19 protein-coding genes are annotated in these 24,353 nt (G+C 47.4%); 4 read left to right on the top strand and 15 right to left on the bottom strand.

Annotated features, from left to right (window positions below; genetic code table 11):
• Positions 1 to 13: 13 nt before the first annotated feature.
• On the top strand, positions 14 to 781 hold the full coding sequence (locus C7379_RS08670; protein WP_116616962.1) for an ABC transporter ATP-binding protein: 768 nt from the start codon (positions 14 to 16) through the stop codon (positions 779 to 781).
• Positions 782 to 1,184: 403 nt separating this feature from the next.
• Here C7379_RS08670 and C7379_RS08665 read toward each other — a convergent pair whose 3' ends face one another.
• The 12 genes from C7379_RS08665 to C7379_RS12850 form a co-directional block, all read right to left on the bottom strand.
• The gene (locus C7379_RS08665; RefSeq protein WP_116616961.1) at positions 1,185 to 2,528 is read right to left on the bottom strand and encodes an FtsX-like permease family protein; all 1,344 of its coding nucleotides are present in this window, start codon (positions 2,526 to 2,528) and stop codon (positions 1,185 to 1,187) included.
• A 113-nt stretch (positions 2,529 to 2,641) separates the two neighbouring features.
• Positions 2,642 to 2,980, bottom strand: a complete 339-nt coding sequence (gene rbfA / locus C7379_RS08660; protein ID WP_116616960.1) for a 30S ribosome-binding factor RbfA — start codon at positions 2,978 to 2,980, stop codon at positions 2,642 to 2,644.
• A 130-nt stretch (positions 2,981 to 3,110) separates the two neighbouring features.
• Entirely contained in the window at positions 3,111 to 3,956 is an 846-nt protein-coding gene (gene murI / locus C7379_RS08655) for a glutamate racemase (protein ID WP_116616959.1), read from the bottom strand.
• Between the two features lie 18 nt (positions 3,957 to 3,974).
• The gene (locus C7379_RS08650; protein ID WP_116616958.1) at positions 3,975 to 4,529 is read right to left on the bottom strand and encodes an OmpH family outer membrane protein; all 555 of its coding nucleotides are present in this window, start codon (positions 4,527 to 4,529) and stop codon (positions 3,975 to 3,977) included.
• Positions 4,530 to 4,669: 140 nt separating this feature from the next.
• Positions 4,670 to 5,164, bottom strand: coding sequence for an OmpH/Skp family outer membrane protein (locus C7379_RS08645; RefSeq protein WP_116616957.1), 495 nt, complete (start codon positions 5,162 to 5,164; stop codon positions 4,670 to 4,672).
• 100 nt (positions 5,165 to 5,264) lie between these two features.
• Positions 5,265 to 5,804, bottom strand: a complete 540-nt coding sequence (locus C7379_RS08640; protein WP_116616990.1) for an OmpH/Skp family outer membrane protein — start codon at positions 5,802 to 5,804, stop codon at positions 5,265 to 5,267.
• A gap of 215 nt (positions 5,805 to 6,019) precedes the next feature.
• Entirely contained in the window at positions 6,020 to 8,602 is a 2,583-nt protein-coding gene (locus C7379_RS08635; RefSeq protein ID WP_419185310.1) for a BamA/OMP85 family outer membrane protein, read from the bottom strand.
• Between the two features lie 123 nt (positions 8,603 to 8,725).
• On the bottom strand, positions 8,726 to 9,469 hold the full coding sequence (locus C7379_RS08630) for an isoprenyl transferase (RefSeq protein WP_116616955.1): 744 nt from the start codon (positions 9,467 to 9,469) through the stop codon (positions 8,726 to 8,728).
• 4 nt (positions 9,470 to 9,473) lie between these two features.
• Positions 9,474 to 10,154 (bottom strand): type IX secretion system protein PorG, encoded by a 681-nt coding sequence (gene porG, locus C7379_RS08625; protein ID WP_116616989.1) that lies wholly within the window; start codon positions 10,152 to 10,154, stop codon positions 9,474 to 9,476.
• Positions 10,154 to 11,521, bottom strand: a complete 1,368-nt coding sequence (locus C7379_RS08620) for a DUF6242 domain-containing protein (RefSeq protein ID WP_116616954.1) — start codon at positions 11,519 to 11,521, stop codon at positions 10,154 to 10,156. Before C7379_RS08620 ends, porG begins: the two co-directional genes overlap by 1 nt.
• 104 nt (positions 11,522 to 11,625) lie before the next feature.
• On the bottom strand, positions 11,626 to 13,134 hold the full coding sequence (locus C7379_RS08615; RefSeq protein WP_116616953.1) for a potassium/proton antiporter: 1,509 nt from the start codon (positions 13,132 to 13,134) through the stop codon (positions 11,626 to 11,628).
• Positions 13,135 to 13,311: 177 nt separating this feature from the next.
• A complete protein-coding gene (locus C7379_RS12850; protein ID WP_207773416.1) occupies positions 13,312 to 13,482 on the bottom strand; it encodes a hypothetical protein in 171 nt (56 codons plus the stop codon).
• 792 nt (positions 13,483 to 14,274) lie between these two features.
• Between C7379_RS12850 and leuS the strand changes: the two genes are divergently transcribed.
• The 3 genes from leuS to C7379_RS08600 are packed head-to-tail and all read left to right on the top strand — an operon-like array spanning position 14,275 to position 18,771.
• Positions 14,275 to 17,157, top strand: a complete 2,883-nt coding sequence (gene leuS, locus C7379_RS08610) for a leucine--tRNA ligase (protein ID WP_116616952.1) — start codon at positions 14,275 to 14,277, stop codon at positions 17,155 to 17,157.
• Entirely contained in the window at positions 17,154 to 18,113 is a 960-nt protein-coding gene (locus C7379_RS08605; RefSeq protein WP_116616951.1) for a YitT family protein, read from the top strand. Before leuS ends, C7379_RS08605 begins: the two co-directional genes overlap by 4 nt.
• Before the next feature lie 58 nt (positions 18,114 to 18,171).
• Positions 18,172 to 18,771 (top strand): non-canonical purine NTP diphosphatase, encoded by a 600-nt coding sequence (locus C7379_RS08600; RefSeq protein ID WP_116616950.1) that lies wholly within the window; start codon positions 18,172 to 18,174, stop codon positions 18,769 to 18,771.
• 417 nt (positions 18,772 to 19,188) lie between these two features.
• Here the strand turns inward: C7379_RS08600 and secDF are convergent, their stop codons facing one another.
• From secDF to C7379_RS08585, 3 genes are all read right to left on the bottom strand, one after another.
• Positions 19,189 to 22,200, bottom strand: coding sequence for a protein translocase subunit SecDF (gene secDF, locus C7379_RS08595; RefSeq protein WP_116616949.1), 3,012 nt, complete (start codon positions 22,198 to 22,200; stop codon positions 19,189 to 19,191).
• A 127-nt stretch (positions 22,201 to 22,327) separates the two neighbouring features.
• Positions 22,328 to 23,416 carry an endonuclease/exonuclease/phosphatase family protein gene (locus C7379_RS08590; RefSeq protein ID WP_116616948.1) on the bottom strand — a complete coding sequence of 363 codons (1,089 nt, stop codon included), beginning with the start codon at positions 23,414 to 23,416 and terminating at the stop codon, positions 22,328 to 22,330.
• Complete coding sequence (locus C7379_RS08585) at positions 23,413 to 24,336, bottom strand: rhomboid family intramembrane serine protease (RefSeq protein ID WP_116616947.1); 924 nt, start codon at positions 24,334 to 24,336, stop codon at positions 23,413 to 23,415. Before C7379_RS08585 ends, C7379_RS08590 begins: the two co-directional genes overlap by 4 nt.
• Positions 24,337 to 24,353 lie beyond the last annotated feature (17 nt).

Genomic DNA, 24,353 nt, shown 5'->3' with positions numbered 1-24,353 from the left:
TTAACAATACAACATGAGCCTTATCACACTTGAAAACCTCGCCATTGGTTACAAAAACAAGGTGGTCAAGAGCGGTCTCACCGCTGAGATAAGAAGCGGACAGCTCACAGCCCTGATTGGCACGAACGGCGTGGGCAAGTCAACGCTGCTGCGTACGATAGCCGCCTTGCAACCCTGCAAAGCGGGACATGTGACCTTCAAGGCTGACGGAAGGCGTGCCATAAGCCTTGACACGCTGACGCCGGGAGAGTTGGCGCGAATGGTATCTGTGGTGCTTACCGAGCGCCCCGACGCTCGGCTGCTCACCGTTCGGCAGGTAGTGGCTATGGGCCGACTGCCTTACACTGGCTTTTTCGGTCGGTTGACCACTGCGGACGAGATGGTTGTGGACAAGACTCTACAAGTAACCGAATTGACACACTTTGCCAATCGGCAGTTCGACGCGCTGAGTGATGGCGAGCGACAAAAGGTTATGATAGCCAAAGCATTGGCCCAACAAACACCTATCATTATCCTTGACGAGCCCACGGCCTACCTTGACTATCCAAGCAAAGTGCAGACTATGGTCATGCTTAGACGCTTGGCCAACCAACTCGACAAGATAGTGTTGCTCTCAACCCACGACCTTGAGCTTGCCTTTAAGCACGCCGACCGCCTTCTCTCATTGCGGCATAACTTGGCCGAGTATCCCAAAGAACAGATGAGCGATTACATTCGCGACCTAAATGGCGAATGTCATTGCATGAGCATAAACGACCAAAGCATTTTGGAAGCAAAATAAATGTAAAATAATAGTCACTAAAAACGTATGGTGCGACATGGGCGTTTTAGGACGGTATTTAGCTATTTTTACGAGCTCCGCATGTCGCTCTTGCCTAAATCGAAACCCCTATTCCATGCGATAAAAGCTTATTCGCGCTCCATTTAAGTCTTAATGGCAGTGTGATAAAGCACCAATGCCATGCCCATTGGTATCTAATCGAAAGGCGAATGATACTTAATGGCAAAACATGCGTAATGTTTTTTGAACACGAAAATAGCAAGAATGGCATATCTGCCTTATTCACAGCACAATAAAAAACATACTCAAAAATCGCGTATTTGCGGCCAAGATGCTTGTCATTTGCAAATACGCGATTTTCAAAAGAGGTTTTGTCATATATTTTCACCTACCATTTTTGCGCTCAAATAGTAAGGTTTCGCTTGGCAAATGTTTTCACTGGATACCACACGGCGAGCCATCCCGCCACTATAACGGTGATGAAAACGAAGAACACGTCCACATAATGCACGCTCACAGGATAGGCATTGACAACGAAAGTGCCATCAGATTTACCCATCTTGACAAAGCCATATTCTTGCTGCAACCAGCACATCAGCAAGCCGAGCAATATGCCCACAATGGCGCCTATGACACTGATGAGGCGTCCCTCGAATAGAAAAATACGGTTGACCTGTTTATCTGTCGCGCCCAAATTGCGCAGGGTGACCACGTCTTTCTTCTTGTCTATGATAAGCATGGATAAAGAACCCACGATATTGAAACATGCCACCACGAGGATAAACGTGAGAAATATGTAGGCCATGAGTTTTTCTATCTGCATGATCTTGAACGTATCGGCTTGTTGCTCAAAACGGTCTTGCACCTTGAATCGCTCTCCGGCTACCCTACGCATATCGGCTTTCACCTGATCGATATCAGCCCCCGGTTTGAGCCTTATCTCCAAAGCAGAAACCATACCGGGCACGCCAAACAGATTTTGAGCAAATCCAAGGCTGGTGAGCATGTAGTTTTTGTCGTACTTGCTTTGGTTCACGGCGAATACGACACCCGACGAAATGAGCGAGTCTACCACAAACCCACCATCCGGATTGGAAAGGTCTAACTGGCCATCACGCTTGGGTGCGTACAGCTTCATAAAATTGGGCCAGTACGATCCAGTGCCAAGAGTCTGCGCCAAGCGTATGCCCGGCGTACCAAATTGCAAGTTGGCAGTGTGCAACTGAAACTCACCATCGCCATAAAGAATCTCGTTGATGTGGGTGAGATCGTCAAAATTGTCATCTACTCCTTTGAGGGTGATCACGGCTTGCTTGTCTTGGTACACAGCCAAGGCTATGTCTTGCACGGTCTGCGTGGCCACTTGCACTTGTGGCATCTTACTAATTTGAGTTAAAACGGGATCGTCGGCAGGCACTGTCTTGCCCTTGAGGGGTGTGACCTTGAGTTGTGGGTCGAAGTTGGTGAAGAAACCAGCCACAAGGTCATGAAAACCATTGAAAACCGATAACACCACTACCAACGCCATAGTGGCGATGGCCACGCCAATAACGGAAATAAGGGATATGACATTGATGGCGTGTGTTTTTTTCTTGGAAAACAAATAGCGGCGTGCCACAAAAAAAGAAAAAGCACGTCCATGACCGCCTCGACGGGATGGCTCAAAGCCTTGGTCGACGGTCAATGGCTGTTTGGTGGAAGAAACTTCTTCGTGCTGTGGGGTGCCTTTCAGGTTTTCCTGACTCATGTTTGTATATATGTTCTATAGTTCAAAAAGCTGCCTGTTGTTTTCCTTGAACCTTTCCCAGTGTACACGTGACAATTGGCAGACTCTATGAAAAGGAGCGTGTGGCAGGCGTCTCAAGAATTTTTGAGCAGGTCGTCGATGTGTTCACTATAGTCCAAACTGTCGTCTATAAAGAACCGAAGTTCGGGTATGATACGCAACTGATTGCGCACGCGCTGGCCAAGTTCGTATCGCACGGTCTTCGAGTTGGCCGTGATATTCTCCAAAAGCTCCTTGGATTTTTCAGATGGGAATATACTCAGGTAGGCTGTACAAATGCTAAGATCCGGACTTATGCGTACGCGCGTGACACTGACCAACACGCCACGCATCTGTCGTGTCTGGCTTTGGAAAATCTCCGCCAGCTCTTTTTGAAGCAGGCGAGCTACTTTATTTTGTTTAGTTTCTTGCATAATATAGTGTTTTTAAAGGATTATAGGCGTTTTCCAGAATATGGCAAATGTGAAATTTTTACGATTGTTCGGAATAGAAATTTAGGGCAGTGTTATGGGCCATGGCTACATAGGGCTGCCCCCCTGCGAGCTATTCGAGGTCAAGATGCCCCACGCTTACGTCTTCTTTAACGAAGATAGTGGCACGCTCCTTGAACTTATCGGGGTTCTCTGTGGTGAAATATTTGGCAGTCCCCCCCTTGGTTAGTCGTTCTTCTAAAGACTGATGCCTGCTCAAATAGTCTTTCAAGCTCTCGGCCACATATTCGCCTTGCGAGACAATACGAACGTCGGGGCGCACAAATTTCTTGATTTTGGGCATGAGTAGCGGAAAGTGAGTGCACCCAAGGATGATGGTGTCAATATCTGGATCTTGACCCATGAGCTGGTCTATGCGTTTTTTTACAAAATAGTCGGCACCGGGAGAGGAGGCCTCGTTGTACTCCACGAGCGGCACCCAAAAGGGGCATGCCTGTCCCGTGAGCTTGATATTGGGCCATAGCTTGGCTATCTCCAGTTCGTAACTATGGCTTCTCACTGTTCCCTCCGTGGCAAGCAAGCCTACATGATTGTTACGTGTGATGGTGCCAATGATCTCGGCCGTGGGGCGTATGACTCCAAGCACACGACGGTCTGACGCCCAATGGGGCAAGTCGTTTTGCTGAATGGAGCGCAGTGCTTTGGCCGAAGCGGTGTTACATCCCAAAATGACGAGTTGGCAACCCATTCTGAAAAGTTTTTCTACGGCTTGCCTCGTAAAATCGTACACTACCTCAAACGATCGTGCTCCGTATGGGGCGCGGGCATTGTCACCAAGGTATAGATAGTCGTATTGAGGCAACAGACGGCGTATTCCGCTCAGTATGGTAAGCCCACCATAGCCTGAATCGAAAACGCCAATGGCTCCATTTTTTTGTATGGGCAACGCTTGGAACATGCTGTCGTTTTTGGTGGGTTAACGCATGGCGGCACTTACGGCTTCCGTCACATTCTCGCCCATTTCTACATTGATATAGGGCACCGCGTTGTTGTCAGTGTTAAGGATAAAGGCCAGGCCTTTTTCCTTGCCAACGATGAGAATAACATGTGCGAGTTTCTCTCTCAAAGGCTTGTAGGCTTCGGTTTCGGCTTTTGCCAAAAGGCGCTGGGCCTCTTTCTTGAAGGCAATGTTTTTTTCCATGAGTTCTTGCAACTCGGCTTGGCGTTTCTGGCGGATGGATGGCGCGAAATCTCGCTGTCCCTCCAAGAAATCCTCGTATTTCTTGTTGAACTCCTCCTCCACTCGCTTCATCTCGGCATCGTATTTTATACGCAAATCTTCAAGATTGCGATGCGCCAAGGCATAACCGGGCATGGATTGCAGGGCCGTTTGATAGCTTAAATACCCAAAACGGAAACTCTGCGCCTGCTGTCTTGACATGGGCATGGTTTGGGATGCCACGTTGATATCTTGCGCCATAGCGCACAGAGTTGCTGTGACAAGAAATAAGGATAGGAACAGTTTTTTCATTGTGGATAATTACTTTGTGAGATTGAGCAATAAAATTGATAAAAAGTTAAATGGTCAAGATGCCAATGGATGTCACCTTGCGTCAGTGGCTTCTATTGGCATTCTTGGCTTCTTAACTTAGGTTGGCTTAACGCAATGCGTTACTTCATCTTGGTGAGCTCTGCTTGAACCTTGGAGGTAACGTCTTCCACGTTTGTACCAGTGTAAATGGCTACACCCTCCTCAAAGATATAGGTATAACCGCCAGTCTTGCCAACATTCTCGATAGCGCTTCGCACTTTGTTGATAATGGGCTGCATCTTGTCTTGCTGTGCCTTCTGAAGGGCTTTTTGATTGTCCATCTGTGTCTGTTGGTACTTTTGGTAGAGCTGCTGCAACTCTTGCTCCTTGGATTTTTGGGCGGTTGCGTTCATCGTGCTCTTACCTTTATCATACGCCTCGGCTTGGCGCTGCAACTCGTCTTGCATGGTCTTCAACTCGTTCTCGTACTGTTTGGCCGTGGCCTCAAGCTCGCCATTGATCTTTGAGATTTCAGGCAATGCCTGCATGATGGTATTGGTATTAACCTTACCAAACTTTTGTGCGAACGTAGCCAAAGGTGCCATCAGCATCAACATTAAAATAAGTTTTTTCATTTCGTTTTCTATTGTTTAATTGTTAATTGTTCTATTTTAAAACAGGATATAGTCAACTTATCCCTGTCGCCTTTATTATTGTTGTTTTGAAAATGTCGGCTCATTTGCCGTAGCCCAATTTGTCCAACACCTCGTTGGATATGTCTATTTTGGGTGAGCCAAAGATGATCGCGGTATCCGAAGCACGGTCGAGTACCAAGCTGTAACCACGTAGGTCGGATATTTCCTTGACCGTGTTGTATATCTCTTCTTGTATGGGGGTCATCAAGCTTTGACGCTTTTTGAACAACTCTCCTTCTGGCGAGAAATACCTTTTCTTTAGTTCAGCGGCTTGCTTCTCCTTGGCCATGATCTGCTCTTGCTTAGCTTTTTTCTGCTCTTGCGAGAGAAACACTATCTCGTTTTGATAGTTTTTGTACATCGTGGCAGCCTCTGTGTTGAGGGCCTCAACCTCCGCCTGCCATTTCTTTGATATTTGATTGAGCTGCTCATTGGCACGCTCGTACGCAGGAATGTTTTTTAACACATATTCCATGTCTATGAGGGCGAACTTCTGAGCGTTGCCCTTGATGGTGCCAAAGGTGAGCGTCAGCGTGAGCAAAAATACTTTCGCGAGCACTCCTGATATTGTTTTGTTCATTGTTTTTTTCATCATGCTATAGTTTTAAAGTGCCTATGTTCCTTTTAAGACGAGCGTTCGAGCCACATAGTTACGCATACGTTTGGTTTTACTTTTTATTAACATGTCATCGCATCATGCTCCCACGCCATGAATTATGGTCGGCCTTGGTACAGTGGCAGGCATTTGATGGACTCAAGCTAACAGAGTCAAACCACCGTGTCGACGATGAATTGTTAGAACTCTTGGCCAAGGATGAAGTGGAATTGGCTGCCACCTATCTTGCCACTGGACACTTTGTCGAAACCGTATGCCCAATCAATACCCATCAATCCGACCATCGGGAGGAAGATTCTCACACCCACTCCAGCAGAGCGTTTCATGTCGAACGGGTTGAACTTGTTTGTTTCTGTCCATGCGTTTCCACCTTCAAGGAAGCTGAGCGCATATATCGTGGTATTGCCAAGCATGAGCGGATAACGCAATTCGAGGGTGAACCGGTCGTAGGCATAGCCCCCGTTGCCCGTCGTTAGTGACCCATTCTCATAGCCACGAAGCCCTATGGTCTCTGTGGCGTAGCTTGAAGAGTAGCCGCTCATGCCGTCGCCACCCATGTAATATGTCTCGAATGGGCTCTTCTTATACTTGTTGTAAGAGCCAAGAATACCCAACTCGACACGAGTCATGAGCACCAAACACTTCTGCGAACTGGTCAGTGCCGTGAATGTACGAGCCTTGAATTTCCACTTGTGATACTCTATCCAGCGGTATTTCTCTTGTTGCTCTTTTTGGAAATTAGGCGAATAGGGATTGTTGGCAAGGCTCTTATAGTCTTTGTTGTCCCACTTTGACCATGGCGGTGTTATTGTAGCGCTGGCCGTAAACTCCGACCCACGTCGTGGGAACAGTTGGTTGTCGGTAGACGATCGGTTCAGCGAGATACTCAAATTAAGACTGTTAGAGCTTCCCGTCGACATCATAAAATACTTCCAATTCTTCAGCATGTAACGAGTGAAAGACAATTGAAGCGAGAGCATGAAATAGTCATCGGGCCATCTCAAACGTTTTCCCCACCCCAAATTGGCACCGAAGAGTTTTAAGTATTTATCCGGGTCGTAATAGTTCTCATAGTTGGTGTAGTTGTAACCATAGCTACTACTGCCCATCATATAAGAGTAATAGCTGTTGTTCCAAGCCTGATTGTAGAAATTGCCCGATATGTCAGTCATCTTGGAATAGTACACTCCGAGGGACAATTGGATTGGTCGTTTACCCCCAAACCAGTTGGTGGAGTAGCCGGCGTTATAGCTTTGATAGTACGAACCATTGGTTTGAACACCAAGAGACAGCTTTTCGCCGTCGCCAATAGGCAAGATGCCGCGATGCTCCTTGTTCTTGTTAAAGAGATTGGCCATGGAGAAATTGTTCAGCGTGAGGCCAACTCGCCCAATGACGCCAGTCTGTCCCCAACCCAAGGAGAACTCCACTTGGTCGTTAGACTTCTGCACAAGGTTCCAATTTACGTCCACAGTGCCGTTCTCTATATTTGGAACCACATCGGGCGAGACCTTTTCCGGGTCAAAATGCCCCATGGAAGCCAGCTCTCGAGCAGACCTCATGAGGGCTTCTCTCGAGAACAAATCGCCTGGCTTGGTGTGCAACTCACGGCGCACCACATTTTCATACAGGCGGTCATTGCCATTTATTCGCACGTGGCTCAAGTGCGCCTGAGGCCCCTCGACGATACGCATTTCGAGGTCGATGGAGTCGCCCACGATATTCACCTCGGTAGGTTGCACATTGGAAAACACGTATCCATTATTATAGTATAGGTTGTGCACGGCATCATCATCCTCGTTAATGCGCTTGTTCAAGAACTTTTGATTGTACACGTCGCCAGCCCTCATGCGTAGCACATCGTTCAGGAAATTAGAGTTGTACACCGTGTTTCCCACCCAGTGTATGTTCCGAATGAAGTATCGCTGTCCCTCATCCACTTTCACATAAACGTTTACATGCCGATCGTCGGCGTTCCACACGCTGTCTTTCAAGATAACAGCATCGCGATAACCCAACTCGTAATATTTGTTGATAAGTTTTTCTTTATCCTCCTTCCAACGCTCTGGGGTAAACTTTTTCGTTTTCAAGAACGATGACAGTTTGCCCGCCTCGTGGGTCTTTGAGAACACGCCCTTGGTGAAGAGCCTGCCTTTTATCTTGGCATCCTTGAGGTGTTCGTTACCCTCTATAATAATATTCCTGACCTTGATCTTTTGTTTTTTGTCGATTATCACGTCAAGTATCACCTGATTTTTAGCCGTGACATCCTCACGTTGCTGTATGTCTATATCAGCATTTTGAAAGCCTTTGTCGTCAAAATACTTCTTGGCGAGGATTTTCGCGCGGTCTATCATGTTGGGGGTAATCTGCCCACCTTTGATCATTCCGAGCTTTTTTTCCATGTCCTCGCGCTCGCTTTTCTTCAAGCCAATATAGTTGATTTGCGACACTCGGGGTCTTGGTTTCAAGGCTATATGCAGGTAAACCTTGTCGCCCACCAACGAGTCGGCAGAGATTTGCACGTCCGAGAACAGGCCATGCTTCCAATATCGCTTCACCGCCTCGGTTATCTCACTGCCCGGCAACGTGATGTGTTGTCCAACGGCAAGTCCGGAAATACTTGTGAGCATGTAATCCTCGTAGCCGTCCATACCGCTAACGTTAAAGCCGCCAATAACCGCATTTCGTGGCGTTCCTGCGTAAGTGATGTCCGGAAAAACTATTTTGTCTTGAGCTTTCACGCCTGCGCAGCAAGCCATAGCGATGACAGCCGCAAGTATACTATTCTTGTTATAGTGCATGATATATAGGTGTTAGGTCTCAGGTGATGGTCGTTTGTAACTGGCGCAAGCACCTATTATACCTTTATAATCTTGTTCTCATTATTTATTGTTAGTCGAGAGTTCAGCCTGCGCCTCTGTTTTTCCGAAGCGTCTCTGCCGTTTTTGATAGTTGGCGATGGCCTCACGCAGGTCTTCCTCGCCAAAATCAGGCCAGAATGTATCACAAAAATACAGTTCGGAATAGGCTATTTGCCAAAGCAGGAAATTTGAGATTCTCAGTTCTCCACCCGTCCTGATGAGCAACTCAGGGTCTGGCATGAAGTTGGTTGCCATGTGGCGGCTCACCGCCTCCTCGGTTATATCATCGATATTCATTTCACCATCCTTGACCGACTGAGCTATATCTCTCACGGCCTTGGTGATTTCCCAACGCGCGCTATAGCTCAAGGCCACCACCATTGTCATGGCGGAGTTTTGGGCGGTATGCTCCATTGTCTCGCGCAATTTGTCTTGCACGGGCTTGGGCAAACGCTCCATCTCACCCACAACTTGGAACCTTACGTCGTTCTTCATAAAGATCTCGTCTTCCAAAGAGCTTAGCACGAGCCCCATGAGCGCGCTTACTTCGTCTTCGGGTCTGCTCCAATTTTCTGTCGAGAAAGTGTAAAGGGTGAGGTATTTCACTCCCAATCGGGTACACTCAGAGGTGATGCGACGCACGGTGTCAACGCCAGCCTGATGGCCGAAGCTGCGCTCCCTGCCTCGCTCTGCAGCCCAACGCCCATTGCCGTCCATGATGATGGCGATGTGGCGGGGTATCCTTGTCATATCGAGTTGTACCATATTTCTATTCCTTATTACATGTTGTACACTTGGGCATGAAACTATAGCTCACGGTAAGCGTCAGCGCGTGGTAGCAATCGGTGTTCTTGAACAATCCTCCACTCTCCACATGGTAAGGATCTTTCACACCGTCTATCTTGTCGGTTTGGGCAAAATGGATACCCCACTCCACCCCCACGTTCAGCCGACGCACCATCTTGTATTTCACACCGAGCCCCAATGGCACGTTCATGGCCACCACGCTCTTGCCCGCTTGGGCTATGTACGTAGTGCCGATGCCCGCGAAGACAAACGGCGTGAGCCGCTTGGCGCCTCTATAATCGCGCCCCGTGCCATAGGGCCAAAAATTGTACTCATAGGTCAAACACATGTCATACAGCGTGTTGTCAAACGTATAAGGTGCGTTGGCAAACTCTGGATAGAATGTTCTCGCATTGGCCGATGAGCCTTTCATTTTGCCACATGCCACGTTCAGTTTGAGCGCCATGTATGGGTCTATGACATATCGTCCCAACACGGTGGCACATGGTTGGAGGTTTTTTACAAGGCTACCGTTGAAGTCTCCAAGGTATCCAGCCATGCCAACTCCTGCCCCAATCTCCATGCGATATTCAGGATCGTCCTGCGCGCTCAGCGGAGCGGCAGCGCCCATCGCCATCATAAAGACCAGCAGGAGCATTCTCATCATTTCGTGAACTCCGTTTGGTTTTGCTCCCATCCCAACCGGGCGAGCCGTCCATTCCATACGGTCGGCTCGCCGTCCTTGGTGATGTATATGATATTTTTATCGTCGCGAGCCATACTGAACGGCCGCGCAGACTTTCCGAACGTCTTGGGCAGGTCGTACACTTTCTTGCCAAGCCATGTCAAACCCTCGTCCTTACTGAAATAGAACTTATTGAAATGGCCTCCCAAAGCCAGCAGCCCGCCATCATATCCTATCACTTGCAGGTTGGCAAGCGCGGGCAACTCCAGCTTATTATAGTCGTCTGGGGGGTAGTAAGCCCACGGCTGCTCTTGTGAGTTTTTAGCGTTTTCCTCCACCTTTCGCCATATTTTGGTCTTGCCATCGCGCGTTCCTATGATAAACAGATTATAGGTTTGGCGGTTTATATTCGACGCTACTACTATAAAATTGACATTCTCCGTCGGCAAGTTGTCAGGAGAGTCGTCTAACGTAGCCACTTTCCACGTTGAGCCTTCATTGTCAGAAACCACAATGCCATCAGCCATCAAAGCGTACATTTTTTTATCGCTCGCTCCAATCAGCCGTTCCAGTTGCGCTCCCACGCCCACCTTGTGCCAGCTTGTCCCATCGGCAGACCTTGTCAGCTTGCCCTCGTCGAGCAGATACAGATAGTCGCCCATGGCCACGACATTCTTATAGGCCGAACCAGAGAACGTGGCGTCAAGCTGCTGAAAATTGCCGTTCACACCCTTCCAAACTTTGGTTTTTCCATCTTTCACGCCAAACAAGAAGACATCGCCACGGCGTGTCACCAACCTGCGACCGCTCACGCCCGCAAGGCTCTCCGCGCCAGAGTGGCTCCACGTCAGTTCCTCGCCGGTTTGACGATGCACGTTCACCTTGAGCGCATACTCCCTGTACGCGCTGGCGTTGGTGTTGTACACCCACAACTTATGAACCCGCGTCAGGTCCAAAGAGTCTTTTGGATTGTAATACACTATGCTGTCCTTGCCTGTCTTGGATGCCATCATCAGCACCACGGCCCCACCGTTCTTGGTGGCGATAGCGCAAATGGCCTTGGACGCGTCCACTCCACATGGCAGCGAGTCGGGGTTGTAAACCAACTTCCGCACTTGGTCGATATAGAATGAGTGATGCTTGGCGTCATAGCTCGATTTGTACACTGAGTCTGTGACACCATCCTTCGCTATGGTGTGTGTGTATTTGTTGACCGTAGTGATAGCGAATGAAGTCACAGCCGTGTCATTGTAATATCTCACCTCTTCCTCGTTATCCTTAAGACACGAAGAGAGAGAGGCCACGGCTGATGCCATAAGTACACATGACAATAACTTCTTAATCATTGCACGTTTAATTTTGAATTTAGCTGCAAATTTACTTAGAATTATTCAATTTATCATCTATTTTGTTTCTTAATTATGCAAAATATTGATTTGTAGGGGCATTTTTAAGTTTGTTTAGGGTTATCCACTCGGGTTGTGACACCAGCTTTGCCAGGCGTTTTTTGCGCCGCGTTGTTGGTCAGACAGAGCAATATGTCTCCCACTTCCATAGGCAACTGGCCATTAGGCACGATGATACTTTTGCCTCTTTTCACCATCATCACCAACGTGCCCGTGGCTATATTCATCTGCGAGAGCAGGTTGCCGTTGGCAATCATGTCCTCCCGAAGGGTTATCTCATGGAGCTGCGGGCCAAGCTCCTCGGGTATCTCCACGCCAAACTCGTTGCCTGTTTTCTCAATCGGCATGTCCAAACGCAACTTTTTGGCCATCACACTGATGGTGCTTCCCTGCACGATTAACGACACCAAGGTAATGAAAAATACGATATTAAATAGCATATCGGCACCGTCCACCCCATTGATCATGGGGTACGTGGCAAAAATGATGGGTACCGCTCCACGAAGTCCCACCCACGAAATGAAAACCTTGCCGCGCATGGGTATTTTGCGAAAGGGCAACAAACAGATAAACACACTCACTGGCCGTGCCACCAAAATCATGAACACGCTGATAGCCAATGCTAACGGTGCCACCCCCACCAGCTCCACCGGGTTGACCAACAGACCGAGCGTGAGAAAGAGCACTATCTGCAAAAGCCATGTCATACCGTTAAGAAACGTCTCCATCTCTTGCCGATAAGAGAGCCTACTGTTGCCCACCACCAAGCCGGCTACGTACACAGCCAAATAACCATTGCCATGCAGTGTGTCTGTCAGCGTGAAGGTGATAAACACCATGCTCAGCAGCAACACGGGATAGAGCGAGGCGTTGGGCAGGTTGATGCGATTAACAAGAAACACGGCAAACCTGCCTGCACCATAGCCCAAGGCGCCTCCCAAAAGAAACTGCTCGCCCAGTTCGAACAGCAACGTTTGCGCGCTGAAGTCTGCTCCAGAGAGCACCACATTCATCAACGCGATGGTAAGCATGTAGGCCATGGGATCGTTGCTGCCACTCTCAAGCTCCAAAATGGGGCGCAAGTTATGTTTAAGACCAATCTCTTGTGTCCTCAATAGGCTGAAAACCGAGGCCGAATCAGTGGAAGACATCGTGGCGGCCAGCAAAAGCGAGACCATCAGCGACAACCGAGTGTCCATGCCAAACCAAGAGAAGAGCGCGAAAATAAACACGCCCGCAAGTACGGCTGTAAGCACCACGCCCAACGTGGCAAGGACTACGCCGGGAGCCAAGATGGGCTTGATATCCTTGAACTTGGTGTCCATGCCACCCGAAAACAAAATGACGCTCAGCGCTATCATGCCTATGAACTGCGCGTCTTTCGGACTGTCAAACTGCATGCCCATGCCATCGCTTCCAAAAAGCATGCCCGTGAACAGAAACAGCAGCAACGTGGGAATGCCAAAACGATACCCGGTTTTGCTGATAATGATGCTAACCAATACAAGCAACGAGCCAAAGAGAAATATATTTTCGGTAGTGAATGTAAGCATGACAAATAATAAGATGAAAAACTAAAATCGAGATTGTCGACCTTTCGCGCAGCGTGTCAACTGCCTTTACGCCTCGCAAATATAATGAAAATATACCACAACGCCATGTTTTATCTTGCCGTATCATAGTTAACAATATTTAATTACGCTGGTAGACACCACCATACCTCGCCGCCTTTATTGGCTCCATCGTGAGTTATTCCTCCACGCTCGCGGTTGCCAACGGGACCGACGGGAAACGGGCATCACACCCCACGCCATCTCATAAATTGCGGTCACACGGAGTGCCGTAGAAGCATCGTCACGCATGGCATCTAACATGGCTGTCACGATCATCCACGGCGCCATAACCAAGGGTGATCGTATTTCGGGTGGTCGCAAAACCACCTGAGCACCATTCGCTTACGCTGGGTACATCATTCACCTGGCATCGTTGACGCTTACATCCATTTTTATCACTTGTAAAAACGTTGAAAAAATCTAACAAAACACCGCTCACAATTCGCCTATTCGCGAGCGAGAGGCTCCCTGTGCGAAAATAGGCAAAAAATAAGCGATTTTCGCAACACGCTATCACACAACATGTTGCAATCTTTATTAAGAAATTTTCTGAAAACGGACCACTTCACGATTTGTCTTAAGTACTTAATCGTCTCTCGATTAGGCTCTAAACGCAAACCGATTGAGACCTAAACGCAATGCCTTTAACGCTCACACGCAAGACGAATAGATACCAATGGCGTCACGAAGCTGCGGCGAGCCACTCGTCATGGCAAAGAAAACATCAAATCTTTCCTCTTAATCGCTGTAGAACACGCCAATCGAACGTACCTTTTTTTGTGATTTTTTATATACAGTTTGACAATATTTATGGATTGGAAAAATATTAAAAAAGTGCATGTATAACATATTTTTCTTACTTTATTTGATAATAATATGATAAGGAAGCAATGCCATCATGTCTGTTCCTCAACTACTATTTTATCGTGGTGTAATAGATTTATTTTTGTGATTTTCCTTTGAAAATCATGTTATTTGCATTAACTTTGCATATATTTTATATCTTGGTGAAAGATAAAACTTGTGTTAATCTTTGACAAACACCGATGAAAGCATAAACCCAAACTAAGAAAACGACAAATGGACTATAATTTTAAGGAAATAGAAGAGAAATGGCAACAAAGATGGGTGCAACGCAAAACATATCATGTGAACGAAGACAAATCCCGTCCTAAATACTATGTTCTGAACATGTTTCCCTACCCATCGGGGGCTGGATTGCACGTGGGGCACCCACTGGGATATATCGCCAGCGATATTTACGCGCGTTTCAAGCGGCAACAAGGATACAACGTGCTCAACCCAATGGGGTATGACGCGTACGGATTGCCGGCCGAGCAATACGCCATACAGACGGGGCAGCACCCGGCTGTCACCACGGAACAAAACATAAATCGTTATCGCCAACAGTTGGACAAGATGGGTTTCTCGTTCGATTGGGATAGGGAGATACGCACTTGTGACCCCCAATACTACCACTGGACGCAATGGGCGTTCCAAAAAATGTTCAACTCTTACTACGACACAGAGTTGCATAAGGCCATGCCTATAGACGTTCTCATGAAGCATTTTGAAACGGATGGAACCAATGGCATACACGCCGCGCAGACCGACGATACCATCGCTTTTAGCGCCGAGGAATGGAATGCCATGGACGAGACTCGGCAAGCCAAGACGCTGATGAACTATCGCATAGCCTACAGGGGAGAGATGATGGTGAACTGGTGCGCCGGACTGGGCACCGTGCTGGCCAACGATGAGGTTGTGGACGGCGTGTCTGAACGCGGAGGATTTCCAGTGGTGCAGAAGAAGATGAGCCAATGGTGCCTCAGGGTGTCGGCCTACGCGCAGCGACTGCTTGATGGTTTGAACACCGTAGAGTGGAGCGACTCTATCACCGAGACACAAAAAAACTGGATAGGGCGCAGCGAAGGCGCTGAGGTGAAATTCAAAATCCAAAAGAACGAGGACGGCACGGCGCAAGAATGTGATACCATCACGATTTTCACCACACGCGCCGACACCATGTTTGGCGTGACGTTCATGGTGCTTGCACCAGAGTCTGACTATGTAAAACAAGTGACCACGGACAGCCAGCGAGCCGAGGTGGAGAGATATTTGGAATACGTGAAGAAGCGCACCGAGGTGGACAGGATGTCTGACCACAAGGTGACTGGCGTGCCCACGGGTGCCAACGCCATCAACCCGCTTACCGGAGAGGCAATACCAATCTACGTGTCTGAGTATGTGTTGGCTGGATATGGTACGGGCGCTATCATGGCCGTGCCAGCCCATGACAGTCGCGACTACGCTTTTGCCAAGCACTTCGGCCTGCCCATCATACCACTGATAGAGGGCGCCGACGTGTCGGAGGAAAGCTTTGACGCCAAGGAGGGCATCGTGACAAACTCGCCCATGAAGGGCAAGCGGAGCACGGACGGATTCTCGTTAAACGGTTTGACGGTGAGTGAGGCGATAGCCAAGACCAAGCAATTTGTGAGCGACAAGGGTATAGGCAGGGTGAAAGTGAACTACCGCATACGCGACGCCATATTCTCTCGACAGCGTTATTGGGGAGAGCCTTTCCCCGTGTACTATGACCACGGGTTGCCCAAGATGATACCTGAGGAGTGCCTGCCTATTGAGTTGCCGGAGATAAAGGAGTACAAACCCACCGAGATGGGCGAGCCGCCATTGGGCAGAGCCGAGCGATGGGCGTGGGACACGAAGAGGAAGCAAGTGACGCTTAATAGTGAGATTGACGAGCGTACGGTATTCCCGATAGACCTCTACACCATGCCGGGATTTGCCGGTTCGAGCGCATACTACCTGAGATACATGGACCCGCGGAACGACAAGGCGTTGGTAGGGAAAGCTGCCGCTCAATATTGGCGACAGGTTGACTTGTACGTGGGAGGTACTGAGCACGCCACCGGACACTTGATATATAGCAGGTTTTGGAATAAATTCTTGTTTGATTTGGGCGTGAGCTTCGAGGAAGAGCCTTACCACAAATTGGTGAACCAAGGCATGATACAGGGCCGAAGCAATTTTGTGTATCGCGTGGAAGAGCTTAGCACAGTGGATAAACCTGTCTTCGTGAGCTACAATCTGCGTGGCGAATACAAAGAGGTGACACCCATACACGTGTGGGTAAACCTCGTGAAGAACGACTTGCTCGACATGGAAGCGTTCAAACAATGGCGACCTGAATACCAAAACGCAGAGTTTATTTGCGAGGACGGAAACTATGTGTGCGGCTGGGCGGTGGAGAAAATGTCGAAATCCATGTACAACGTGGTGAACCCTGACGACATTATCCGCGACTATGGAGCCGACACCCTGCGCCTGTACGAGATGTTCTTGGGACCCGTGGAGGCCAGCAAACCGTGGGATACCAACGGTATAGATGGCTGTTTCAGATTCTTACGCAAGTTCTGGAACTTGTTTTTTGACAACCGCACGGGTGAGTGCTTAGTGGACAATTCGGCACCATCCAAGGACAGTTTGAAAAGCGTGCACAAGCTCATCAAGAAGGTGACGGCCGACATAGAGACTTTCTCATACAACACGAGTATATCTGCCTTTATGATCTGCGTGAACGAGCTGGGGCAGCAAAAGTGTCACAGCAAGGAATTGCTGGAGCTGCTCGTGACCATCATCGCGCCTTTCACACCGTACATAGCCGAGGAATTGTGGGAGCAACTGGGCCACAAGGACAGCGTTTGTGACGCAGAATGGCCGAAATGGAACGAGGCCTTCATGGTGGAAAATGAGATGCAAATGACCGTAAGCTTCAACGGCAAGGCTCGCTTTCAAATGGTATTTGGCGTGGATGACAGTAAGGAATCTATACAGGAACAAGTGATGAAAGATGAGCGAACACAAAAATATATAGCGGGAAAAAACATTGTGAAGACCATCATTGTCCCTAAAAAAATAATAAATATCGTACTCAAATGAACAGTCGTCAACAATTTATCATCGGTGAAGTAAAAGACTATGTGTTCATCACGCTTGGCTTATTGCTTTACACAAGCGCATTTACCATCTTTTTGATGCCCTATGAAATAGTAACGGGTGGCGTTACTGGTATGTCGGCCATCATATTCTACGCGACGGGATTCAAGATAGAATACACGTATATGATTATCAACCTGTCGCTCCTAATCATGGCATTGATAGTGCTGGGGTTTAGGTTTATGATGAAAACAATATATGCCATCTTCGCGCTATACTTCATGCTTAAATACGCGCAAGAGCTTATGCCATTGAACCCTGACGGCTCATTCATCAAGATGTTAGGTGAAGGACAGGACTTCATGTCTATGGTTATCGGATGCTGTTTGACGGGAAGCTCGCTCGCTATCGTGTTTCTGAACAATGGCAGTACAGGTGGATCGGACATCATTGCGGCCGTGGTGAATAAGTACAAAGACCTCTCATTAGGTCAAGTGCTTATCCTCATAGACGTGTTTATAGTAAGCAGCTGCTTCTTTTTTCCACAGTTTGGCGATATGGCACAAAGGGCCCACAAGGTGGTTTTCGGCTTTTGCACTATCTTTATAGAATGTTCCATGCTCGACTTCGTGCACAGCAGGCAACGGCAGTCGGTCCAGTTCATGATATATTCGAGAAAGCACGAGGAGATAGCCACGATATTATCCAAGGAGACCGATCATGGACTGACCATACTCGATGGACACGGATGGTACACCGGTCAAGAAATCAAAGTGATATGCTTGTTGGCTCGAAAGAACGAAAGCCAATTGATATTCAGGCTAATTAAAACAACCGACCCCAACGCTTTTGTGAGCCAAAGCTCTGTCATTGGTGTTTACGGCGAGGGTTTTGAAAATATAAAGGTGAAAATTCCAAAGAAAAGACAAGAGCAAAAAACAGCTCCTCCATTGGAATGATGGACTTATGCCACTTGTCCATCGCCACCATCTCTAAACTTTAAGCGTTAGAATAGATATGAAAATAGTATTCGCCACGAATAATGAGCATAAGTTGCAAGAAATAAGAGAAATACTCGGTCATGAATTTGACATCGTGTCATTGGCTGATATTGGCTGTCACGTGGACATTCCAGAAACGGGAAATACGCTTGAGGAAAACGCGCATCTTAAGGCCGAGTATGTTTTTGACCATTATCACCTTAATTGTTTCGCTGATGACACGGGACTTGAGGTGGAGGCTCTCGGGGGAGCGCCGGGAGTGCATTCGGCACGCTATGCCGATGGAACAGACCACGACAGCGAGGCCAACATAGCCAAATTGCTGCGTGAGCTTGATGGTAAAGCCAATCGCAAGGCTCGCTTCCGGACGGTTATATCGCTTATAACGATGGAGGGAGACAATGCTCTATGTAGTAGGGAATATCAATTCGAGGGCGAGGTGCGCGGCCGAATAGACACTGAAAAACACGGCACAGAGGGCTTCGGCTACGACCCATTGTTCATACCAGATGGCTATGACAAGAGTTTCGCAGAGCTTGGCGAAGAGGTCAAAAATCGAATAAGCCATCGCGCGAAAGCCGTAAGAATGTTAGCAGCGCATTTGAAAGGCATGTGACATGAAACATAATCATATCGTGCTTGTTTCCTGTTTGTCAAGCAATTGCAGCTTTTTTGTATGAAATTGGTAATCATCTGGCACTAAAATCTCTTTATATCTATATATTAAAAGAGATACCAAATTATAGGCTTCGTTACATTGTCTTTTAATGTAAAGCCATTTTTATTCTCAAGCTATATATGTTTCTATATTAGCTTAATTCCACTAAATACCATTGTGTTTTGCCTGTTTATCTTGGCAAGAGATGGAAATAACTTCTGCTTGCCTTGATAAAGCGCGAAAAATGAGCAAATTATCAGACTACCAATAATCAAAATAAAAGCCATCTACCTCATTCAAAAACGTGGGAGATGGCTTTTATTGATATGATGCACTTTTTGGAAAGAAGTGCGTTTAAACTATCATAGCATTGACTTATACAGTCTGTGCTACTGTAGTTGCTTCTTGACTGTGCAGGCGATTCTGTATCTTTTTGCCCATCACGAGATATGCGATGGGAGATGCTATGAAGATAGAGCTCAATGTTCCGAACACTACACCTAACGACATGGCAAAGGCAAATGGCTGAATGCTCTTGCCACCAAGGAACAAGATACAAAGCAACACGATCAACGTTGATAGCGAGGTGTTGATTGTACGAGCCAAGGTTTGGTTGATAGAATCATTGAATAGTATCTGGATATCCTGCTTGGGATGTAGCTTTAGGTTTTCTCGGATACGGTCGAATACCACCACTTTGTCATTGATTGAGTAGCCGATAACGGTCAGCACAGCACCAATGAAAGTCTGGTCGACCTCAAGCGAGAAAGGTAACAAGCCTTGCAGCAACGAGAATAAACCAATAACGGTGAGGGCATCGATAGTCAATGCCACGGTGGAACCCACAGAGAACGCCACGTTACGGAAACGAAGCAATATGTAAAGGAAGATGCCTATCAAAGCTATGAGCACACTGATGATAGCTCCGTACGTCACATCCTTGGCTACAGAGGGTCCTACCTTGGATGAGCTTATAATGGAACCTCCCTGCCTAATATCAGGATTTTTGAAATCGTTAACGCTCTTTTGTGTCACCAATCCCGCGTTTTTCAATCCTTTATAGAGCATCTCCTCCGTCTCATCGTCCACGGTAGGGCTGTTAGACTCTATCTTGTAGTTGGTCGAGACACGAATGGTCTTGTTATCGGTACCCAGTGACAATGCGCTGGTAGTGGCCTTGGGGAAAGTTTTTGTCAATACATCGCGCACTTGTTCGGGCTGGGTGTTTTTCTCGAATACAATGACATAGTTGCGACCACCGGTAAAGTCGATACTCTTGGCAAGGCCTCGAACGAGGAAGCTGCCACAGAATACAACCACGGCAACAATAGCTACCGTAAAGGTGGTTTTATACATTGACATGAACTTAAAGTCAGTACCTTGCATCAAATTCTTGGAGATGCCAGTCCAAAATTTGAGGTTTTGCCACTTGTCTTTGTTCAGTTTGTACTCGTAAACGAGACGAGTGAGATAAACTGCGCTAAAGAATGAGCAAACAATACCGATGATCCATGTTGTGGCGAAGCCGCGGATAGGACCTGTACCAAACACGTAGAGGATGACACCGGTTATCAATGATGTCAAGTTGGAGTCGAAAATAGCTGAGAATGCATTGCTATATCCAGCGCTGATAGCTTGTTTCATGCCCTTGCCGGCACGCAATTCTTCTTTTATGCGTTCGTAAATCAGCACGTTGGCGTCTACTGCGGTACCAAGGGATAGCACCATACCAGCGATACCCGACATGGTGAGCGCGGCTTGAAAAGACGTCAGAATTCCAAGCGTGAAAAAGACATTGACAAGCAATGCGCCCACGGCGATTGAGCCAGGAATCATGTTATACATGGCGAGCATGTAGATGATAAGCAACACAAAGGCTATAATGAATGATATAATACCTTGCTGTATGGATTGCGCTCCAAGCGTAGGACCAACCACTTCTTCCTGTACGATGTGAGCAGGAGCAGGCATACGTCCTGACTTCAAGGTGTTAGCCAAATCTTTAGTGTCCTCCACAGTGAAGTTACCACTGATGGACGATTGTCCGCCGGATATTTCTCCGTTCACTCGCGGAGCGGAATAAACTACGCCATCAAGCACAATGGCGATGGCTTTTCCTACGTTGGCCTTGGTCAACTCGGCCCAACGCCGGGCGCCTTCAGAGTTCATTGTCATGCTCACCTCTGGTTGGCCAGTAAGATGATTAAACTGGTCTGACGCCTCCGTCACCACACCACCCTCTAATGGTGCACGGCCATTGGTGGTCGTAATCTTGAGGGCATGCAACTCAAATATGTTTTTTGCGGAGATGCCATCGGCTGGTTTCGCGCTCCAAAGGAGTTTCAAATCGGTTGGCAACACTTGCTTGGCGAGCTCGCTATAGATAATCTTGTTTATATTCGCGGTGTCTCTAATGCTTGCGTATCCCACCACGCTAAGACTCTGACCACCTGTTGTTTGCAGCATAGCGAGCAGTGGATGCAGTTTCTTAGCTTGCTCCAACTGGGCGTCGGGCGTAGTATTTATATCCTGTTTTTTGGTCTTTTTCTTGAGTTGGAACTTGGGTTTGGCTGTTGTTGCAGCCACCGTGTCTTTGGTTTCCACCTTGGCAGAGTCTACCACATCTGAAGAAGCGTTGTCTCCATTGGCTAATCGCGTATCTAATTGTGTAAGATACGGAATTATCTCTGCTGCGTTAAAGGTCTCCCAAAACTCCAAATTGGCACTACCTTGAAGCAACTTGCGAATACGTTCCGGCTCCTTGATGCCAGGCATTTCCACCATGATGCGACCTTCCGAGCCTTGCACTTTTTGAATGTTGGGCTGAACCACGCCAAACTGGTCGATACGAGTACGCACCACTGTGAAAGAGTTGTCGATGGCCGATGTAACCTCCGATCTCAGCACTTTTTCCACTTCGCTATCAGTGCTTGTGGGCGATACTTTGCCTTGCAACTGCTGCGTGGCAAACACTTCCGCTAATTTACGTCCTGGAGCATTCTTGTGATAGGCGTCGATAAACAGCGAGATGAAGTCACCTTGCGTTGTCTCAAGCTCTTGGCGCGCTTCTTTCATGGACTTGGTGTAGGCTGCGTCGGTCTTATGATCGGCGAGCATATCCACTACGTCGGGTACGGAAACCTCGAGGATAACGTTCATTCCACCTTTCAAGTCCAAGCCGAGACCAATTTGTGTTTCGAGACACTTCTGATAGCTGTAAATTCCCAAATACTTCACGGAATCTTTATAATCCTGTTGCGCAATGGGGTCGCCGAGCTTGGCAGCCTGCTTGTCATAATATCTCGTGGCAAACGAGAAAGACAAATAAAAGATGCTTGCAAGCGTCAGTAAGACGGCGGTTACAATTACAATTCCTTTGTTTTGCATTTTATTGTTGATATTTATTTTCTATTGTTTCACTTTGATGATGCACAAAGATATTTTGCATAGATGACATGCAAAGATACTACTTTTTCACTTTTTAAGCAAGATTAAGGTCTTATTTATTCATTTTTTACGGTTTATGGCGTTTTTTCAGCCAGCAGATGATAGGATAATGGTCGGATGTCTTGATTTTATTGTCCACCCGACAGACAACTGGCTCAAAATGAGCCGAGCACATAATATTGTCTATTCTAAAATAAAATCCGTTGTGATGATAGCTGATACCTGGCCCGTTTCCAGCCTCCACATAGCAGTCGGTTAGTTCCTTGGCGATGGTTCTACGAGCGTATGAGATAGGGCTGTCGTTAAAATCACCGCACAAGATGACCGGCATGTCGCTGTGATAGGCCACATAGCGTGCCACGGCTTCTGCTTGTCGGGCTCGTATAGACATAGCCTTGCCGAGCTTGTTGATGAGCGTTTTGGATGTCAGCCCTGCCGTATCCACTTTCATCTCACCTTTCATCATCGTTTTAAATCGGTCTTTGTCCTCCACTGTCAACCCCGTGGTTTCTAAATGATTGTTCACCACTAACACCTCCTCCCCATTTACCATCAACTTAAAAGCGGCACTCAAGTTGCCCTTAGATTCGTACATGATACGTTCCTTTGAAAGAATTGGGAACTTGCTGTAAATAGATATACAGTTGCCAGCTTGGTGCATGGCGGTGTCTTGATACTGGTAAATGGGGTTGAGCACCGAGTCAACCTTGGCTTTTTTTATTTCCGTAAGATTCGATTCTTGCAGGCAAACGATATCCGCATCTTGCTCCTTTATATATTCCAGTATGGGGTTAGGCTTGCTTCCCGGGGTCTCCCATCCTGCAAATAGCCATACATTGTAAGACAGCACCTTGATGGCATCGCGGGGTGGTGTATGCGTAATGTTGAGTGGACAGTATATCCTAATCGGTGCGTAGCACAGCAAAAATCCAGCAAATGGAATAATCGCCCTCCTCGTTTTAAAAACTATCCAAAACACGAGAAACGCAAAGTTGAGTATCAAGAAAACAGGAAACGCCAGCCCTCCCTTGCTCAAGATGGGGAACGACGTGGGATCGAGCCTATCCGAATAGCCCATGGCAAGCATCACGATAATAGTGACAATATTTGCCCCGGCTATAGTTTGCAACGTAAATGTTTTCAGTTTTTTGATCATTTCTTGCTTTGGTCAAAGAGCGTCTGTTTTTCCTCTTTGCTCAAACTGTCGTACCCACTTTTCCTTATCTTGTCGAGAATACGGTCTATTTCTTCTTGCGTGGCTTGTTTGCGAGCGTTATAATCCCAGTCAGAATTGCCCGTGTCGTGATAACGGGAGTCATTGCCGAAAGAGCGATTTCCACCTCGTTGTTCCCACTTCGACTTCAAATTGTCAAAAAACGAGGTGCCGTTGCTACTGTTATAGTAATTTTCAGGATGCTTCTGCCAATAGCGAATGAGAAAAAATCCGAATATCATGCCGCCCAAATGAGCCAAATGGGCCACGTTCGAATTGGACACAGCCATTGCCGAGAATAGTTCCACGACTATGGCTCCCATCACCATCCATTTGGCTTTGATGGGGATAGGAATGGGTATAATGAACATCTTCTCGTTTGGAAACATCATGCCAAAAGCCAATAACAGCGCATATATGGCTCCCGACGCTCCCACAGTGGTGAGATTGTTGAGCTGATCGCCCAACTGGCGCATCACCGAGAAAGACTCGACGATGCCCAACGACTGCTGTGCGTCGAGCATAAAATACACATAAAAAAATTGTGCTATCTCTTGCATGACACCCGCGCCAATACCGCATAAAATGTAATAAAAAAGGAATCGCTTCTCGCCCCACGTTCTCTCCACCACCGATCCAAACATCCACAGCATGAACATGTTTAAGATAATGTGTTCCCATCCACCGTGCATAAACATGTAGGTAACCAATTGGTAGAGATGAAAGTCAGACGCCATGAAGAAGTGTAGGCCAAGCACATAGTTCAGATCGATGCCCCATACTTGTTGTGCCACAAGCAGGCCGACAAATGCCAAGACATTAATGATAAGCAAATTCTTGGTGATAGGTGGAATTTTTAGCATATATTTGAAATATCGTT

The sequence above is a fragment of the Hallella colorans genome, from assembly GCF_003096815.1.
GTDB classification, from domain to species: Bacteria; Bacteroidota; Bacteroidia; order Bacteroidales; family Bacteroidaceae; genus Prevotella; species Prevotella colorans.
The sequence above is the reverse complement of the archived record's forward strand: the minus strand, read 5'-3'. Positions and strand labels throughout refer to the sequence as shown.

Coding starts and splice junctions, on each gene's coding strand:
- C7379_RS08670 (WP_116616962.1), top strand. CDS start 14: ATGAGCCTTATCACACTTGAAAACCTCGCCATTGGTTACAAAAACAAG.
- C7379_RS08665 (WP_116616961.1), bottom strand. CDS start 2,528: ATGAGTCAGGAAAACCTGAAAGGCACCCCACAGCACGAAGAAGTTTCT.
- rbfA (WP_116616960.1), bottom strand. CDS start 2,980: ATGCAAGAAACTAAACAAAATAAAGTAGCTCGCCTGCTTCAAAAAGAG.
- murI (WP_116616959.1), bottom strand. CDS start 3,956: ATGTTCCAAGCGTTGCCCATACAAAAAAATGGAGCCATTGGCGTTTTC.
- C7379_RS08650 (WP_116616958.1), bottom strand. CDS start 4,529: ATGAAAAAACTGTTCCTATCCTTATTTCTTGTCACAGCAACTCTGTGC.
- C7379_RS08645 (WP_116616957.1), bottom strand. CDS start 5,164: ATGAAAAAACTTATTTTAATGTTGATGCTGATGGCACCTTTGGCTACG.
- C7379_RS08640 (WP_116616990.1), bottom strand. CDS start 5,804: ATGAACAAAACAATATCAGGAGTGCTCGCGAAAGTATTTTTGCTCACG.
- C7379_RS08635 (WP_419185310.1), bottom strand. CDS start 8,602: ATGGCTTGCTGCGCAGGCGTGAAAGCTCAAGACAAAATAGTTTTTCCG.
- C7379_RS08630 (WP_116616955.1), bottom strand. CDS start 9,469: ATGGTACAACTCGATATGACAAGGATACCCCGCCACATCGCCATCATC.
- porG (WP_116616989.1), bottom strand. CDS start 10,154: ATGAGAATGCTCCTGCTGGTCTTTATGATGGCGATGGGCGCTGCCGCT.
- C7379_RS08620 (WP_116616954.1), bottom strand. CDS start 11,521: ATGATTAAGAAGTTATTGTCATGTGTACTTATGGCATCAGCCGTGGCC.
- C7379_RS08615 (WP_116616953.1), bottom strand. CDS start 13,134: ATGCTTACATTCACTACCGAAAATATATTTCTCTTTGGCTCGTTGCTT.
- C7379_RS12850 (WP_207773416.1), bottom strand. CDS start 13,482: ATGGCGCCGTGGATGATCGTGACAGCCATGTTAGATGCCATGCGTGAC.
- leuS (WP_116616952.1), top strand. CDS start 14,275: ATGGACTATAATTTTAAGGAAATAGAAGAGAAATGGCAACAAAGATGG.
- C7379_RS08605 (WP_116616951.1), top strand. CDS start 17,154: ATGAACAGTCGTCAACAATTTATCATCGGTGAAGTAAAAGACTATGTG.
- C7379_RS08600 (WP_116616950.1), top strand. CDS start 18,172: ATGAAAATAGTATTCGCCACGAATAATGAGCATAAGTTGCAAGAAATA.
- secDF (WP_116616949.1), bottom strand. CDS start 22,200: ATGCAAAACAAAGGAATTGTAATTGTAACCGCCGTCTTACTGACGCTT.
- C7379_RS08590 (WP_116616948.1), bottom strand. CDS start 23,416: ATGATCAAAAAACTGAAAACATTTACGTTGCAAACTATAGCCGGGGCA.
- C7379_RS08585 (WP_116616947.1), bottom strand. CDS start 24,336: ATGCTAAAAATTCCACCTATCACCAAGAATTTGCTTATCATTAATGTC.